General features: G+C 71.5%; 10 protein-coding genes. 6 read left to right on the plus strand and 4 right to left on the minus strand.

The window, feature by feature from the left end; all coding sequences use genetic code 11:
* Positions 1–21: 21 nt before the first annotated feature.
* Positions 22–1,416 (minus strand): FG-GAP and VCBS repeat-containing protein, encoded by a 1,395-nt coding sequence (locus tag ABZ848_RS14460; protein WP_360830623.1) that lies wholly within the window; start codon positions 1,414–1,416, stop codon positions 22–24.
* 113 nt (positions 1,417–1,529) lie between these two features.
* Here ABZ848_RS14460 and ABZ848_RS14465 point away from each other — a divergent pair, with 113 nt between their 5' ends.
* The 4 genes from ABZ848_RS14465 (at position 1,530) to ABZ848_RS14480 (ending at position 6,083) form a co-directional block, all read left to right on the plus strand.
* Positions 1,530–3,125, plus strand: a complete 1,596-nt coding sequence (locus ABZ848_RS14465; protein ID WP_360830626.1) for a peptide-N4-asparagine amidase — start codon at positions 1,530–1,532, stop codon at positions 3,123–3,125.
* Complete coding sequence (locus ABZ848_RS14470; RefSeq protein ID WP_360830629.1) at positions 3,119–4,246, plus strand: FAD-dependent oxidoreductase; 1,128 nt, start codon at positions 3,119–3,121, stop codon at positions 4,244–4,246. The genes ABZ848_RS14465 and ABZ848_RS14470 overlap by 7 nt, the downstream gene beginning before the upstream one ends.
* A 156-nt stretch (positions 4,247–4,402) precedes the next feature.
* Positions 4,403–5,164: a PIG-L deacetylase family protein gene (locus tag ABZ848_RS14475; RefSeq protein ID WP_360830632.1), complete on the plus strand. Its 762-nt coding sequence runs from the start codon at positions 4,403–4,405 to the stop codon at positions 5,162–5,164.
* An 82-nt stretch (positions 5,165–5,246) separates the two neighbouring features.
* Positions 5,247–6,083, plus strand: a complete 837-nt coding sequence (locus ABZ848_RS14480; protein WP_360830635.1) for a YceI family protein — start codon at positions 5,247–5,249, stop codon at positions 6,081–6,083.
* A gap of 80 nt (positions 6,084–6,163) precedes the next feature.
* On the opposite strand, the gene ABZ848_RS14485 is transcribed toward ABZ848_RS14480, so the two are convergent.
* The 3 genes from ABZ848_RS14485 to ABZ848_RS14495 form a co-directional block, all read right to left on the minus strand.
* Entirely contained in the window at positions 6,164–8,479 is a 2,316-nt protein-coding gene (locus ABZ848_RS14485; protein WP_360830953.1) for an MFS transporter, read from the minus strand.
* A 161-nt stretch (positions 8,480–8,640) separates the two neighbouring features.
* Complete coding sequence (locus ABZ848_RS14490; RefSeq protein ID WP_360830638.1) at positions 8,641–10,557, minus strand: AMP-dependent synthetase/ligase; 1,917 nt, start codon at positions 10,555–10,557, stop codon at positions 8,641–8,643.
* Positions 10,558–10,742: 185 nt separating this feature from the next.
* Positions 10,743–12,677: an AMP-binding protein gene (locus ABZ848_RS14495; RefSeq protein WP_360830641.1), complete on the minus strand. Its 1,935-nt coding sequence runs from the start codon at positions 12,675–12,677 to the stop codon at positions 10,743–10,745.
* A 269-nt stretch (positions 12,678–12,946) separates the two neighbouring features.
* Here ABZ848_RS14495 and ABZ848_RS14500 point away from each other — a divergent pair, with 269 nt between their 5' ends.
* Together ABZ848_RS14500 and ABZ848_RS14505 are read left to right on the plus strand one after the other, a co-directional pair.
* A complete protein-coding gene (locus ABZ848_RS14500; RefSeq protein WP_360830643.1) occupies positions 12,947–14,251 on the plus strand; it encodes a 3-oxoacyl-ACP reductase in 1,305 nt (434 codons plus the stop codon).
* A 5-nt stretch (positions 14,252–14,256) separates the two neighbouring features.
* Positions 14,257–15,108, plus strand: a complete 852-nt coding sequence (locus tag ABZ848_RS14505) for a MaoC/PaaZ C-terminal domain-containing protein (protein ID WP_360830956.1) — start codon at positions 14,257–14,259, stop codon at positions 15,106–15,108.
* Positions 15,109–15,254 lie beyond the last annotated feature (146 nt).

Raw genomic sequence — 15,254 nt, forward strand, 5'->3', positions numbered from 1 at the left:
CGAGGCGTGTCGCTTCAGCTGCTACTGGGGGAACGGGACTCCCACGGTCAGGTCCTGCGCCCCGGACGCCGTGATGCCCGACTTCGTGCCCGGGAGGAGGAGGCTCGCGGTGTCCCAGGCGTAGTTGGAGCCCACCAGCAGGTCCTTGTCGCCGTCGCGGTCGATGTCGCGCAGGCGGACCAGGAGGCCGAGCATCTCTCCCTCGGTCGGGTCGCCGGGGACGCCGGCCGTGCCGCGGCTGAACCACTGGGAGTTCTTGCCGGTGAGGCCGGACTTGCCGCCCCGCAGGACGTGGACACCGCCCGCGGTCTTCACCGAGCCGATCTTCTCCTCGACCGCGCTGACCGCGAGGTCCGGGTAGCCGTCGCCGTTGGTGTCGCCCGCGGAGAGGTCGTAGCCGAAGGAGTCGTGCTTCGTGGCGGCCGTGGCCACGCCCGAAGTCGCCTGGGTGAGGCGGTACTTCGTGGTCGGGCCGGTGCTGCCGCCGCGCCAGACGACGACCGAGCCCGCGCCGCTGTTGTGCGCCGTGTCGCTGACCGCGAGGTCGCCGTAGCCGTCCTTGTCGAAGTCCGCGACGACGCCGGTCGGACTGTAGTCGGGCGACGAGCCGTTGAGGACCGTGGCCTTGCCGGACTTGATCGTGGAGCCGCCGCGCAGGAACCAGGCGTCCTGGGTCATCTTGTCGTTGTGGTAGCCCTGGCCGAGGACGTACAGGTCGGTCGCCTTGTCCTTGGTGACCTTGCCCGCGACCAGGCCGGTGAACTCGAGGACGTAGTCGCTGTTCACGGCCGGGGAGTGCTTGGTGACCTTACCCGTCGTACCGGACTTGGCGAAGCCGCCGCGGTAGATGTACACGGTGTCCAAGCCGTTGGCGACCGCCAGGTCGGTCTTGCCGTCGCCGTTGAAGTCGCCGGTCTCGATCTCGCTGCCGAAGGCCTGGTACTTGGCGGAGTTCACCTTGAGGCGGACGGCGTTGGTGCCGGAGAGGCCGGACTTCGAGCCCCAGAGGATGGTCACCGCACCCGAATCGGCCTTGCCGGCGACCTTCTCCGTGCGGTCGGCGACGGCGAGGTCGGCGTAGCCGTCACGGTTGAGGTCGGCGGTGGCGAGATCCTCGCCGAAGCCGTCGCTGTAGCCTCCCGCGTCCCCGGGGGTTCCCGGTATGCCCGCGGTGGCCTGCGTGAACGTCTTGCTCGTGGTGCCGGGTCCGGTGGCCGTCCCGTAGGTCACGGTGACCGAACCACCGCCGAGTTCGGAGGCGACGAAGTCGCGGTAGCCGTCCCCGTTGAAGTCGTCGGCGTACTTCGCCGGGGTGGCCGCGCTCGCGGCGCTCACGGAGAGGGTGAGCGCGCCGCCGGTCAGGCACACGGCCGTAGCCGAGGCGAGCACCAGGCGAAGGGGGGTGCGGGTGAACATCTCGTGCGTCTCCTGCGGTGATCACTATGTGGTAGCAAGGAGACTCTCCGCGTCGGGTAATGGTTGTGCCAAGTACGCTTGCGTATTTGTTCACCGCAGGACATCACTGAGACATGACTAGACCTCTGACGTGTGTGAGACGGACGGTCACCGTCCTGGCCGCCGCCCTCACCTCCCTCGGCCTGGCCCTGGGTCCCGCATCGGCACAGACCGTTCCGCCCGTCTTCGGCACCGATTACCACGACCCCGTCACCGCCGCCCCGCCCATAGCCAAGCCGCACACCAAGTCCTGCTCGGTCACGGTCGCCGAGGCGCAGTTCAAGGACTTCACTCCGTACACGGGGACATACACGCCGCCCACGGGGTGCGGGGCGCCCGGCCGTTGGTCGAAGGTCGTGCTGCGGATGGACGGGAACGTGAAGGGGCGGCAGTACGACCGCCTCGGGTATCTGGACATCGGCGGCGTGCAGGTCTTCCGGACCTCCACCCCGGAGCCCTCGCAGGACGGGATCGACTGGTCCGTCGAGAAGGACGTCACGCAGTACGCGAAGACGCTGAGCAGCACGCAGTCCGTGGACATGCTCATAGGCAACGTTGTCAACGACACCTACACCGGCGTGCTGAACGTCAAGGTGACGCTCACCTTCTACGCGCCCCAGCACGGCCGCACCCCCGACGCCCCCGACCAGGTCATCCCGCTCAGCGACGGCGACAGCGTCACCACCGGCGCCTCCCTCACCACGCCCCGCAACTCCGAGCGCATCCTCGCCGAGGTGTACGCGACCGGATCGGGCGGCGGGTGCGAGGAGTTCTGGTACACGGCGGTCACCTCGTCGGCGTCGTACTCCTGCAAGGGCGGGGACGACGGCCCGTACCGGGAGGTGGAGGTGAAGATCGACGGGAAGGTGGCCGGGATCGCGTCGCCGTATCCGAACGTGTGGACCGGTGGCTGGTCGCCGTACCTCTGGTCGGTGATTCCGTCCCCCACCGCCTTCGACGTACGGCCGCTGCGGTTCGATCTCACGCCGTTCGCCGGGGAGTTGAACGACGGCAAGGCGCACACGGTGGACGTGTCCGTGCTGGGTGTGCCGGCCGGGCAGACCGGGTGGAGCGCGCCGACGAACATCCTCGTGTGGCAGGACGCGCACCGGTCGGTCGTCACGGGCGCGGTGACGTCGTACGAGAGCGCGGAGCCCGCCGTGAGCAACAGCTACCAGGACGGTGACCTGCGCACGCTCACCACCACCGGCAGCGACCGGCTCTCCGTCTCCGGGTATGTCAACACCTCCCACGGGCGGGTGACGACCACGGTGGAGCGGACGCTGGGTACGTCCATCGACCACCAGTGGACGCCCGACGAGAACACCGATGACCTGAAGGGCAGTTGGACCGACGACCAGAAGGTCACCGTCAACGGCCGTGCCACCCGCACCGACCGCACCTACACCCTCGACGGACGCGCCACGATCGACGCCGCCAACCGGCTGCGGGTCGTCATGGCCATCGGGGACCACGCGCGGCTAGGTGGAGTGCGGATGGACGACACGTACAACGGCGACGCGAACTTCACGCTGGGTGTGGCCCGGGAGGACCGGCAGGCGGTGGCGACCACGGGTGAGCGGTACCGGCTGCGGGGCGACGGGGTCTGCTACGACCATTCGCTCGCGACCGAGCAGGGGGTGCTGACGCAGGACGTACGGCGATGCTGAGCGGGCGTCACTCGTCGGGGTCCTTACGGGTGGCCGTCGTCGGCGTGGGTGTGCTCGGGGCCTGCGTGGGCTGGAACCTGGCGCGGCGCGGAGCCGACGTGGTCCTCGTCGACGCGGGGCAGCCGGGCGAGGGGGTCACCAACTGGTCCTTCTCGTGGGTCAACGCGAGCAACAAGACCCGGCGCAGGTCCTACTTCGACCTCAACGTCGCGGGCATGACGGCGTACCGCGAGCTCGCGGACGCCGTCGGGCCGGACTCGTGGTGGCATCCCACCGGCCATCTGCGCTGGGCCGGCGACCCCGCGGCGGAGGCGAGGTTCCTGGAGACGGCCGAGCTGCTCGCCGCCTGGGGCTACCGCGTCGAGGTGCGCACGGGAGCCGAGGTACGCCGTGACCTCGAACCCGCTCTCGCGGTGCCCGACAGCGCTCCGGTGCTGTTCTATCCCGCCGAGGCCTGGGTGCACGGGCGGCAGCTCGTCGGCCGTCTGGTCGGGCGGGCCGTCGAGTCCGGTGCCGAAAGGCGGTTCGGTACGGCCGTGCGCGACATCGGCATCGGCGGCGACGGGACCGTCCGGACGGTGACCCTGGCGGACGGGAGCCGTCTCGACGTCGACGCGGTCGTGAACGCGGCGGGGCCCGGGGCCTCCCTGGTCGCCGGGCTCGTCGCACGGCAGTTGCCGATGCGCCGGGAGCCCGGCGTGGTCACCCGGATCGCCTGTGCCGAGGTGCCGATCCGCCGGGCCATGCACGCGCCGCACGTCGAGATCCGCCCGGACGGGGACGGGTCGGTGGTGCTCCACAGCCGTGAGATCGACGCGCTGATCGACACGGGGGCGGAGGCGGCGGAGCTCGCGCGGCTGCTCCAGGAGGCGGCTCGGCAGGTGGTTCCGGAGCTCGGCGAGTGCCGTATCGCACGGACCCGGGTGGCCGAACGGCCCATCCCCGCCGACGGTTTCCCCTCGGTGGGAGCCGTGCCTTCCGTGCCCGGCTACTACGAGGCCGTCTCCCACAGCGGCATCACGCTCGGGCCGGTGCTCGGCCGACTGCTGGCCTCGGAGATCCTCACCGGGAGGAGGGACGAGATGCTCGCGGACTTCCGCCCGGAGCGGTTCGGGGCGTGAGAGCGGGAGGCTGTGACAGCGGGGAGCCCGTGGCAGTGGGGAGCCGCTTCTGATCACCCTGCACGCGGCGGCGCGCGGTGAACTCGTGAGCCGGCAGCGGTCGGGACATCGGGTGCACGGAGACGCTGCTCCTGTGTTACTGAGAAGCTCGTCGCCATGCCCGATCTCCCCCTCCCCCGCCTCCTCGCGGTCTTCGCCCACCCCGACGACGAATCCCTGATCGCGGGCGGTCTGCTCGCCCGGCACGCCGGATCGGGGGCGCGGACCGCGGTCGTGACGGCGACCTGGGCCGAAGGCACCGGACGTGCCGTGGAGTTGGCGGAGGCGTTGCGGATTCTCGGGGCCGGGGAGCCGCGCATGCTCGGGTACGCCGACGCCCGCGTGCCGGAGTCGGCGCCGGGTGCGGCCCGGCTCCTCGACGCGCCGCTCGACGAGGTCGTGGGGCAACTGGTCGCGCACATCCGGGAGTTCCGGCCCGACATCGTCGTCACGCATGACGCGTACGGCAATCTCAGCGGCCATCCCGACCACGTCCACACCCACCGGGTGACCGTGCTCGCCGTACAGGCGGCGGGGTGGAGGCGACTGTACCCGGAGGCCGGGGACGCGTGGGAGCCGAGCGCTCTGTATCTCGCCACCCATCCCGACTCCGCCGCGCGGGAGTTGGGCAGCGTGCTGTCGCGGCCGGGCCGGGCGATGTTCAGTGTGCCGGACGCGTGGGTCACGACGGTCGTCGACGTCGGGCCGTGGGTGGAGCGGAAGGCCGATGCCGTCATGGCGCACCGCAGCGAGGTGGCGCGGGGAGCGCTGCCGGGACGGCTCGCGGCGCTGACGCCGGGCGAACGGGCCCGGCTGCTGTCCACCGAGTGGTACATCCGTCAGGCAGGCGCGGAGGCCGGTTTCGGGCTGGACCGCTGAGGCGTAGGCTGGTTGTACGAAACCGTATCGTTCACCTTGGCGGTGGCGTTTCCGGTGCTCGGCACGTCGAGAGGCAGCGACCATGACCACCACCCGAGCGGGCGGGCTGCGGGCCCGGCTCCGGACCAAGGACGGCTGGGCGGTCCCGCACGCCGTGCTGACCGTCACCGACGTGGCGGGCCGGCAGACGCTGCGCCAGGAGGCCTCGCCGGAGGGCGCGGTGGTGACCGACGCGCTGGCGCCGGGGACGTACACCGTGATCGTCACCGCCGTCGGCTACGCCCCCGTCGCCTCCACCGCCATCGTGACCGCCTCCGGCGGCGCCGACCTCGGCTCGCTCGTGCTGGCCCGCGCCGGGGGCATGGAGCTGCCGCCGCCCGGGCCGTGGACGATCGACCCGGCGCACTCCACGGTGAGCGCGGTCGCCCAGCACCTCGGGTTGACCAGTGTGCACGGCCGGTTCAAGGAGTTCGGGGGGCGTATCGAGGTCGCGGAGAATCCGTTGGCGTCCAGCGTGGAGGCCGTCATCGAGGCCTCCTCCATCGACACCGGCAACGGGATGCGCGACGGGCACCTGCGCTCCGCGGACTTCCTCGACGTGGACGTCCACCCGAAGATCACCTTCCGCAGCACGGGCATCAGCCCGGCCGGCGAGGCCCGCTGGACCGTGCACGGCGAACTCGCCCTGCACGGCGTGGCCCGGCCCGTCGATCTGGACCTCTCCTACCTGGGCACCGGCCCCGACCCGTGGGGCGGCGTGCGGGCGTCCTTCCGCGCCACCACCGAACTGCGGCGCGAGGACTTCGCCATGAACTACAACCAGGTCGTCCGGGCGGGCATCGCGGCCATCGGCGCCACCCTGCGCGTGGAGCTCGACATCCAGGCCGTGCAGGGGGAGCAACTGCCGCCGGTGGCCTGACAGTTCACGACGCGCATACGACAGCGTCCGCCGCCCGGGAGGACCGGGTGACGGACGCTGCCGCATGGGGGCTCGTGGGGTTACGACTCCTTGTGGCCCAGCAGGATGTCGACGCCGTCCCGGCCGCCGTCCAGCGTGACCTGCGTGGCCACCGGCGGGTAGCCGCTGGCGATCACCGTGTACTGCTCGCCGGCGAGGTCCGTGAAGGCGTAGCCGCCGTCGACGCTCGTGGTGCGCGTCCCCACGACGTTGCCGGCGGCGTCGATCAGCGTGACCCGGGCGTCGTCCAGCGCCCGCCCGTCCGGGGTGTGCACCGTGCCCCGCAGCGTCGCCGCGACGGACATCCCGATGTCGCAGCGGGCGGTCTCGGTCGTCACGGTGACCGGCACGGCGGCCGGGCGGTGACCGGGCGCGCTCACGCTGAGCGTGTAGTCGCCGGGCAGCAGCTCGTCGATCCGGTAGCCGCCGTCCATCACCGTGGTGGTGGAGGCGGTCACGTCACCGCGCTCGTCCGTGGCCACCACCAGCGCGCCGGGCAGCGCCTCGCCGTCGCCGCCGCGCACCGTCCCGGCCAGGCCGCCCGGGCTGGGCAGGATCACCAGGTCGTGGGAGACGGGCGCGCCGTTGAGGGTCAGCGTCACGACCTGTGGCTGGTGACCGGGCGCAGAGCCGATGAGCACCAGGCTGCCGCGCTCGGCGGTGTCCACGGCGTACGAACCGTCCTCGCCGGAGAGGGCGCGGGCCAGCTGACGGCCCGAGTTGTCCAGCAGGGTGATCGCGGTGCGGGGTACGGGTGCGCCCGTACCGTCGCGCACCTGTCCGCGCAGGACGGCCGTACCGGCGGCGGCCGCCGGCAGGGTGGCCGGGGCAGCGGCCTTCGGCCCGGTCGGCTCGCCCGCCCTGGTCACCTCGGCCACCTCGGCCGCCTCCGCCGGCTCGCCCGCGCTCCTCTTCGCGCGGAAGAGCAGTGCCGTGACGATCACGGCGAAGGCGAAGAAGCCGGCCGACCACCAGTAGGCGACCTCGTAGCTGTGCAGCGCCGCGTTCGCCTTGACCAGCGGATCCGACAGGTGGTCCTTCGCGTAGTTGGTGGCGGCGGTGGCGGCCAGGGTGTTGAGCAGGGCCGTACTGATCGAACCGCCCACCTGCTGGGTGGTGTTGAGTGCCGCCGAGGCCACGCCCTGGTCGCTCGCCTGCACACCCAGGGTGGCGTAGCTCATCGCCGCGGGCATCGACATGCCGAGCCCGGCGCCGAGCAGCAGCAGCGGACCCAGCACATGGGCCGCGTAACCGCTGTCCAGGTCGAGGCGGGTCAGCCAGATCATGCCGCCGACGGCGAGCAGCATGCCGGTGGGTACGACGATCTTGGGGCCGATCCTCGGTACCAGCACGTTGGTGGACAGCTGCGCCAGGACCATCAGCGCGGCCACCATCGGCAGGAAGGCCACGCCGTTCTTGACCGGCGAGTAGCCCAGCGTCCCCTGGAGGTAGTAGGTCAGGAAGAGGAAGACGCCGAACATGCCGGCGGACGAGATGAGGATGGTCGACAGGGCGGCGGCGCGGTCGCGGTCGGCCAGGACGCGCAGCGGCAGCACCGGGTGCTTCGCGCGGGTCTGCCAGAGGAAGAACGCCACCAGGAACACGGCGCCCGCGGCCAGGAAGCCCCAGGTCATCCAGTTGTCCCAGTCGTGCGTCTCCGCGTTGGCGAAGCCGTAGACGACGCCGAAGAGGCCGCCGGAGACCAGGACGACTCCGAGGATGTCCAGCTTGGGCCGCTCGGCCGGGAGGGAGCGGCCGAGGAGGACGACGGCGCCGATCAGCGCGGGAACCGCGATGACGTCGTTGACGTACAGCGTCCAGCGCCAGTCCAGGTACTCGGTGAGCAGACCGCCGAGGACCAGGCCGACGGCCGCGCCGGAACCGGCGATGGCGCCGAATATCCCGAACGCCCTGGCGCGTTCCCTGGGTTCGGTGAAGGTCGTCGTCAGCAGGGAGAGCGCCGCCGGTGCGAGCAGGGCGCCGAACAGGCCCTGCACCGCGCGCGCGACGACCAGCATGGTGAAGCCGTTGGCGGCGCCGCCGAGCGCGGAGGCGGCGGCGAAGCCGACGATGCCGACGATGAACGTCGTCTTGCGGCCGAAGAGGTCGGCGAGCCGGCCGCCGAGCAGCAGCAGACTGCCGAAGGCCAGGGAGTAGGCGGTGACGATCCACTGCCGGCCGTTGTTGTCGAAGCCCAGGTCCTGCTGTGCGGATGGCAGCGCGATGTTCACGATCGTGGCGTCGAGAACGACCATGAGCTGGGCGAGGCCGATCACGGCCAGCGCCCACCAGCGGTGCTTCGACGGGGCTTGCGTGTGACCGGGCGGCCCGGCCTGGGCGGTGGTGGCGGCCGGGATGACTTCCACGTTGGTGCTCCCCTCATGGGGCTTGGGGTGCCCGGACCCGTATCAGTCCGAAACGGTTTCGTACCGCTAACCTAGACACCCAAGACAGCGAAACGCAAACGTTTCGATGCGATGTAACCCGGAACCACCAAAGCTTCACAAGCAGCGGCGGCTCACCGCTCGTACAGGCTCTCGACCTCCGCGGAGAAGTCCCGCAGGACGGTCTCCCGGCGGAGCTTCATCGACGGGGTCAGGTGGCCCTCGGCCTCGGTGAAGTCGCGGGGCAGGATCGCGAAGCGGCGGATCGACTCGGGACGCGACACCAGCTTGTTCGCCTCGTCCACGGCCCGTTGCAGTACCGCCCTCAAGTCCTCGTCGTCCACGAGGAGTTCGGCCGGGACGGGATGCCTGCCGTTCATCCGGCGCCAGTGGCTGATGCCGTCCAGGTCGAGGGTGACGAGGGCCGCGATGAAGGGGCGGCGGTCGCCGACGACCATGACCTGGGAGATGAGCGGGTGCTGGCGGAGCCAGTTCTCCAGCGGGGCCGGGGCCATGTTCTTGCCGCCCGCCGTGATCAGGATCTCCTTCTTGCGGCCGGTGATGGTCAGATAGCCCTGGTCGTCGAGGCGGCCGAGGTCGCCCGTGGGGAACCAGCCGTCGGCCGAGGACGGGATCACCCCGCCGCCGTGCGGGTCCCAGTAGCCGCGGAACACCTGCCCGCCGCTGAGCAGGATCTCCCCGTCCGCCGCGATCCGGACCCGGGTGCCGGGCAGCGGCCAGCCGACCGTGTCCAGACGGGACTTGAGGGGTGGGGTGACCGTGGCCGCGGCGGTGGACTCGGTCAGGCCGTACCCCTCGTATATCTCCATGCCCGCCCCCGCGTAGAAGGCGGCCAGGCGGCGGCCGAGCGGGGAGCCGCCGCTGATGATGTGGCGGATCCTGCCGCCCATCGCGTTGCGGATACGGCGGTAGACGAGGGGGTCGTAGAAGGTGCGGGCCGCCTTCAGGGCCGCGCTCGGGCCGGAGCCCGTGCCGGCGTGCCGGGCCTCCGTCGCCTCCGCCCAGCGCACGGCGGTCTTCGCGGCGCGGTCGAACACGGACACCCGGCCGCCGCCCTCCGCCTTGGCCCGGGCGTTGTTGTACACCTTCTCCAGCATGTACGGGATGACCAGCAGAAACGTCGGCCGGAAGGCGGCCAGGTCCGCCAGCAGGTCCTCCGCCTGAAGGCTCGGTGCGTGCCCGAGGCGGACCCGGGCGCGGACGCACGCGATCGCCACCATGCGGCCGAAGACGTGGGACATGGGCAGGAAGAGCAGGGTGGAGGGGTCGTCCGCCTTCGACTTGAAGATGGGGTAGAGGAGCTCGATCGCGTTGTCGACCTCCGCCAGGAAGTTGCCGTGGGTGAGGACACAGCCCTTGGGGCGGCCGGTGGTGCCCGAGGTGTAGATGATCGTGGCGAGCGTGTCCGGCACGAGCATGCCGCGCCGCACCTCGACCTCCTGGTCGGGCACGTTCTGCCCGAGCTCGGTGAGCCGGTCCAGGTGCCCCTTCTCGACGATCCACATGTGCCGCAGATCGGGCAGGTGGCTCAACTCCGGCCCCAGCGCCGCCGCTTGGGACGCCGTCTCCGTCACCAGCGCCACCGCGCCGGAGTCCTGGAGGATCCAGCGGGTCTGGTAGACGGAGGAGGTGGGGTAGATGGGGACGGTGACCAGGCCCGCGGCCCACGCGGCGAAGTCGAGGAGCGTCCACTCGTAGATCGTGCGGGCCATGACGGCGATACGGTCGCCGGCGACCAGGCCCTCCGAGATCAGGCCCTTGGCGAGGGCGCGGACCTGGGCGGCGAACTCCGCCGCCGAGACGTCCGTCCAGTCCCCGTCCTCGGTACGGCGGCTGAGCACGCGTGCGTCCGGGGCCGTGTCCGCGTTGTCGAACGGCAGGTCGGCCAGCGAGCCGTGGGTGGCGGGCGGGACGAGCGGCGGGACCGAGACCTCGCGCACTTCGCCGTCCAGCCGCCGGATCTCGGGCTCCACCAGCTGGGGGACGCCGTCGTAGTCGGACGCGGACGGATAGGGCACGGGCACGGACATGGCAGCTCCTGGGGCGTGCGTGCAGCTCGGTTCCGCTCTGCTGTACAGATACGTGCAGTTCGTACCGAGACGTTCACCGGCGGTGGGGCGGCTGGGGGTTACCGCGGGTTAGACCGGGAATCGTACGGGCCGGGAGTGAGGAGTTGGTGCGTTTTCGGGGATGGTCCGGTGGTTTGTCTGCGGCTTCACTGTGAGCCGTACAGCCGCTCTATCTGGTCCCCGAACTCCTCCGCGATCGCCTCCCTCTTCAGCTTCATCGACGGGGTCAAGTGGCCCGCCTCCTCCGTGAAGTCCACCGGGAGGACCGTGAAGCGGCGGATCGACTCCGGCCTCGACACCAGCTTGTTCGCCTCGTCCACCGCTCGTTGCAGCACCGCCCTCAAGTCCGGGTCGTCCAGGAGGAGTTCCGCCGGGACCGGATGCTTGTCGTTCATGCGGCGCCAGTGGCTCACGCCCTCCATGTCGAGGGTGATGAGGGCGCCTATGTAGGGGCGGGCGTCTCCCACCACCATGACCTGGGAGATCAGAGGGTGGGCGCGGAGCCAGTTCTCCAGCGGTGCCGGGGCCACGCTCTTGCCGCCCGCGGTGATCAGCATCTCCTTCTTGCGGCCGGTGATGTGGAGATAGCCCTCGTCGTCCAGGTGGCCGAGGTCGCCCGTGGCGAGCCAGCCGTCGACCGTCGCCGGGACCACCCCGCCCGCGTTCGGCTCCCAGTAGCCGCGCAGGACGTGGTCACCGGCCAGCAGGATCTCGCCGTCGGCCGCTATGCGGACCTTCGTGCCGGGGAGCGGCCAACCGACCGTGCCCAGGCGGGGTTTGAGCGGCGGGGTGACCGTCGCCGCGCCGGTCGTCTCGGTCAGGCCGTAGCCCTCGTATATCTCGATGCCCGCGCCCGCGTAGAACGCGGAGAGGCCGCGGCCGAGCGGGGAGCCGCCGCAGATCATGTAACGGACCCTGCCGCCCATGGCGTTGCGGATACGGCGGTAGACCAGGGGGTCGTAGAACGTGCGGGCCGCTTTCAGGGCCGCGCTCGGGCCGGAGCCCGTGCCCGCGTGCCGGGCCTCCCGCGCCTCGCCGTACCGTCGCGCCACGCCCGCCGCGCGGTCGAAGGCCGTCACCCGGCCGCCGGCCTCGGCCCTGGCGCGGGCCACGTTGTAGATCTTCTCCAGCATGTACGGGATGGCGATCAGGCAGGTGGGCTTGAAGCTCGCGAGGTCGGGGAGGAGTTCGTCCGACTTCAGGCTCGGGGCGTGGCCCAGGCGGACGCGGGCGCGGACGCAGGCGACGGCGACCATGCGGCCGAAGATGTGCGACATGGGCAGGAAGTGCAGGATCGACGCCTCCTCGCTGTGCCGCGCGCGGAAGACGGGGTAGAGGAGCTCGATCGCGTTGTCGACCTCGGCCAGGAAGTTGCCGTGCGTGATCGCGCAGCCCTTGGGGCGACCGGTGGTGCCGGAGGTGTAGACGACGGTGGCGAGGGTGTCGGGGCCCAGCATTCCCCGTCGTACGGCGACCTCCTGGTCCGGCACCTGCTCGCCGCGCTCCGCCAGGCGCTCGACGTGGGCCTTCTCGATGACCCAGAGGTGGCGCAGGTCGGGGAGGCGGTCGAGCTCCGGGCCGAGGGCCGCCGCCTGGGCCGCCGTCTCCGTCACCAGCGCCACCGCGCCGGAGTCCTGGAGGATCCAGCGGGTCTGGAAGAGGGAGGAGGTCGGGTAGATCGGGACCACGACCAGGCCCGCGGCCCATGCGGCGAAGTCGAGGACCGTCCACTCGTAGACGGTCCGCGCCATGACGGCGATGCGGTCGCCCGGCACCAGGCCCTCGGCGATCAGCCCCTTCGCCACGCCCAGCACCTCGACGGCGAAACCGGCCGCCGTCACGTCCGTCCACCGACCCGACTCGTCGCGCCTGCTGAGGACCTTGCTCTCCGGTGCGATGCGAACGTTGTCGAAGGGCAGGTCCGCGAGCGAGCCGTGCGTCAGCGGCGGGACGAAGGGCGGCACGGAGACCTCGCGCACCTCGCCGTCCAGCCGCCGGATCTCGGGCTCCACGAGGACCGGGGTGCCGTCGTACGTCGTGGCGTGGACCGCGGGAACGGCGGAGTGGTGCGAGATGGACACGGGCGACTCCAGAGGTTCAACGGAGTTGCCCTGCGGGGGAGTTGCCGCAGGTCAGGGGATGGCGATCGTACGGCTCTCGCGTGATGACCCGGTGAGGGTTCCGAGGTCGTCCGGCGGCGGGGATGCGTCGGGGATGTGCAGTGTGGGGGCTTTTCTGGCCGAAAGCGCCCTACCGGCCGGTATGGTGAACGTTTTTCAACTCCCGACCGCGACTTACCTCGGGTAACCTGACTCCGGAGTAAGAAGAGGATCCGTGTGGGGAGAAGGACATGGCCGACCGCTATCTGCGCTTCACGGGCACCGCGCCCGGCCGCTTCCTGACCCGCAGACTCGGCCTGCCGCAACCGGCCCCGCTGCACCGCTGGTCACCCCAACGCCCGTCCCTCGACGGCGACTTGCTCCACCTCACGGCCGGCCGATCCGACCTCGACCTCGCTCCCGTGCTTTCCCGTACGGGGCTCGGTACCGGCGGCGAGCGGCCCGCCGCGGTCGTCCTGGACGCGACCGGTGTGCGGGACGTCGACGGGCTGGCCGGGGTGCACGCGGCGCTCCACCCGGTCGTGCGGTCGGTCGCGAACAGCGGGCGGATCGTCGTCCTCGGCTCGCCGCTCGACCCTGCCGACCATCACCAGGCCGCCGTCCAGCAGGCGCTGGAGGGGTTCGTGCGCTCGCTCGGCAAGGAGATCGGGCGGGGGCGGACCGTGAATCTCGTGCGGCTCGCGGCGGATGCCGGGGCCGCGGAGTCGACGCTGCGGTTTCTGCTCTCCCCCAGGTCGGCCTACGTCAGCGGGCAGGTGATCGAGGTCGGGGCGGCGGGTCAGGGCTCCGGCGTGGACTGGGAGCGGCCCCTCGCCGGGCGCACCGCGCTCGTCACCGGCGGCGCCCGCGGCATCGGTGAGGCCGTCGCCGAGGCGCTGGCCAGGGACGGGGCCCGGGTCGTCGTACTCGACACTCCGCAGGCCGTGGACGACGCGCGGCGGGTCGCCGAGCATCTCGGCGGGAGCGTGCTCGCGCTCGACATCACCACCGAGGACGCGGGTGAGCGGATCGCCGCCGAACTTCCCGACGGGCTCGACGTGTTGATCCACAACGCGGGGATCACCCGGGACCGGCGGCTGGTCAACATGCCCACCGAGCGCTGGAGTTCGGTGCTCGACGTGAATCTCGCGAGTGTGCTGCGTACGACGGACGCCCTGCTGAAGGCGGGGACGCTGAAGCGGGGCGGGCGGATCGTGGCCACCGCGTCGATCGCCGGGCTCGCGGGCAACGCGGGCCAGACGAACTACGGCGCGAGCAAGGCGGGGGTCGTCGGGCTGGTCCGCTCCCTCGCGCCGCGGGCGCTCGCCGAGCACGGGGTGACGGTGAACGCGGTCGCTCCCGGCTTCATCGAGACGAAGATGACGGCGGCGGTCCCGCTCCTCATCCGCGAGGCCGGCCGCCGTATGAACTCCCTTGCCCAGGGCGGTCTTCCGGCCGACGTCGCCGAGACCACCGCCTGGCTCGCGCACCCGGCCTCGGGGGCGGTCAACGGGCAGGTGGTACGGGTCTGCGGCCAGAGCCTGCTGGGGGCGTGATGTCGATGTCCGTGGTCCTGCCCGGCGCCCCCGCACTCGGGCCGCTGCTCGCCCGGGGCGCGCTGCTCTCCCCCTTCAAGCGCCCGCGCCCGGACGCCGACTTCCCCCACGACCGGCTCGTCCTGCCGGTTCTGCGCATCGATCTGGCCCGGCTGGCCGCGTACGAACGGGTCTGCGGCTTCGCGACCGGCGCGGACGCGCTGCCGCTGACGTACCCGCATGTCCTGGGCTTTCCGCTGGCCATGCGGCTGATGAGCTGCCGGGGCTTCCCGCTGCCGCTGCTCGGCCTGGTCCACACGTCGATCGACATCACGCAACGGCGGGCTCCCGCGGCCACCGGGGAGTACGAACTCTCCGTGCACATCGGAGGGTTGGGCGCGCACAGGCGCGGCACGGAAGCCTCGGTGATCACGGAGATGCGGGCCGGCGGGGAGGTCGTGTGGGAGTCGCGGAGCACGTATCTGGCGCGGCATCGGACGACGGATGGTGAGGTGTCCGGGGGTGAGAGGCGGCCGGATCCCGAGGCGTGCCCGCTGCCCACCGTCGCCGAGTGGCGGCTCGGTGGCGATGTCGGGCGGCGTTACGGTGCCGCGTCCGGGGACCGGAATCCCATCCACCTGCATCCGCTCACCGCCCGCCTCTTCGGCTTCCCCCGGGCCATCGCGCACGGCATGTGGACGGTCGCCCGCTGCCTCGCCGCGCACGGGGCGCCGGACGCGGTGCGGGTGCGGGCGGAGTTCCGGGCGCCGGTGCTGCTGCCGGGGACGGTGACGTACGGGGCGGAGGGCGGCCGGTTCGAGCTGCGCGGGAGCGGTGAGCGCGTGCACGTGAGCGGGCGGGTGGATCCGCTGCCGTAGCGTCTTCCTGCCGCCGGCCTTGATGAACAACAGACGAACACCTGCCGTCCATTCACTTCAGGCGGTTTCGGACAGCCGTTTTCGGTCAGGCGAGTTGGCCGATTTCTCACAGTCGGCACTCATCTGCGCAGCGATTCCCACAGGGA

This window comes from Streptomyces sp. NPDC047081 (genome assembly GCF_040643775.1).
Lineage (GTDB): Bacteria > Actinomycetota > Actinomycetes > Streptomycetales > Streptomycetaceae > Streptomyces.

What these genes read in the sequence shown, in the direction of transcription:
- ABZ848_RS14480 (WP_360830635.1), top strand. Translation starts at nt 5,247, where the DNA reads ATGACCACCACCCGAGCGGGCGGGCTGCGGGCCCGGCTCCGGACCAAG.
- ABZ848_RS14470 (WP_360830629.1), top strand. Translation starts at nt 3,119, where the DNA reads ATGCTGAGCGGGCGTCACTCGTCGGGGTCCTTACGGGTGGCCGTCGTC.
- ABZ848_RS14500 (WP_360830643.1), top strand. Translation starts at nt 12,947, where the DNA reads ATGGCCGACCGCTATCTGCGCTTCACGGGCACCGCGCCCGGCCGCTTC.
- ABZ848_RS14465 (WP_360830626.1), top strand. Translation starts at nt 1,530, where the DNA reads ATGACTAGACCTCTGACGTGTGTGAGACGGACGGTCACCGTCCTGGCC.
- ABZ848_RS14475 (WP_360830632.1), top strand. Translation starts at nt 4,403, where the DNA reads ATGCCCGATCTCCCCCTCCCCCGCCTCCTCGCGGTCTTCGCCCACCCC.
- ABZ848_RS14505 (WP_360830956.1), top strand. Translation starts at nt 14,257, where the DNA reads ATGTCCGTGGTCCTGCCCGGCGCCCCCGCACTCGGGCCGCTGCTCGCC.
- ABZ848_RS14460 (WP_360830623.1), bottom strand. Translation starts at nt 1,416, where the DNA reads ATGTTCACCCGCACCCCCCTTCGCCTGGTGCTCGCCTCGGCTACGGCC.
- ABZ848_RS14490 (WP_360830638.1), bottom strand. Translation starts at nt 10,557, where the DNA reads ATGTCCGTGCCCGTGCCCTATCCGTCCGCGTCCGACTACGACGGCGTC.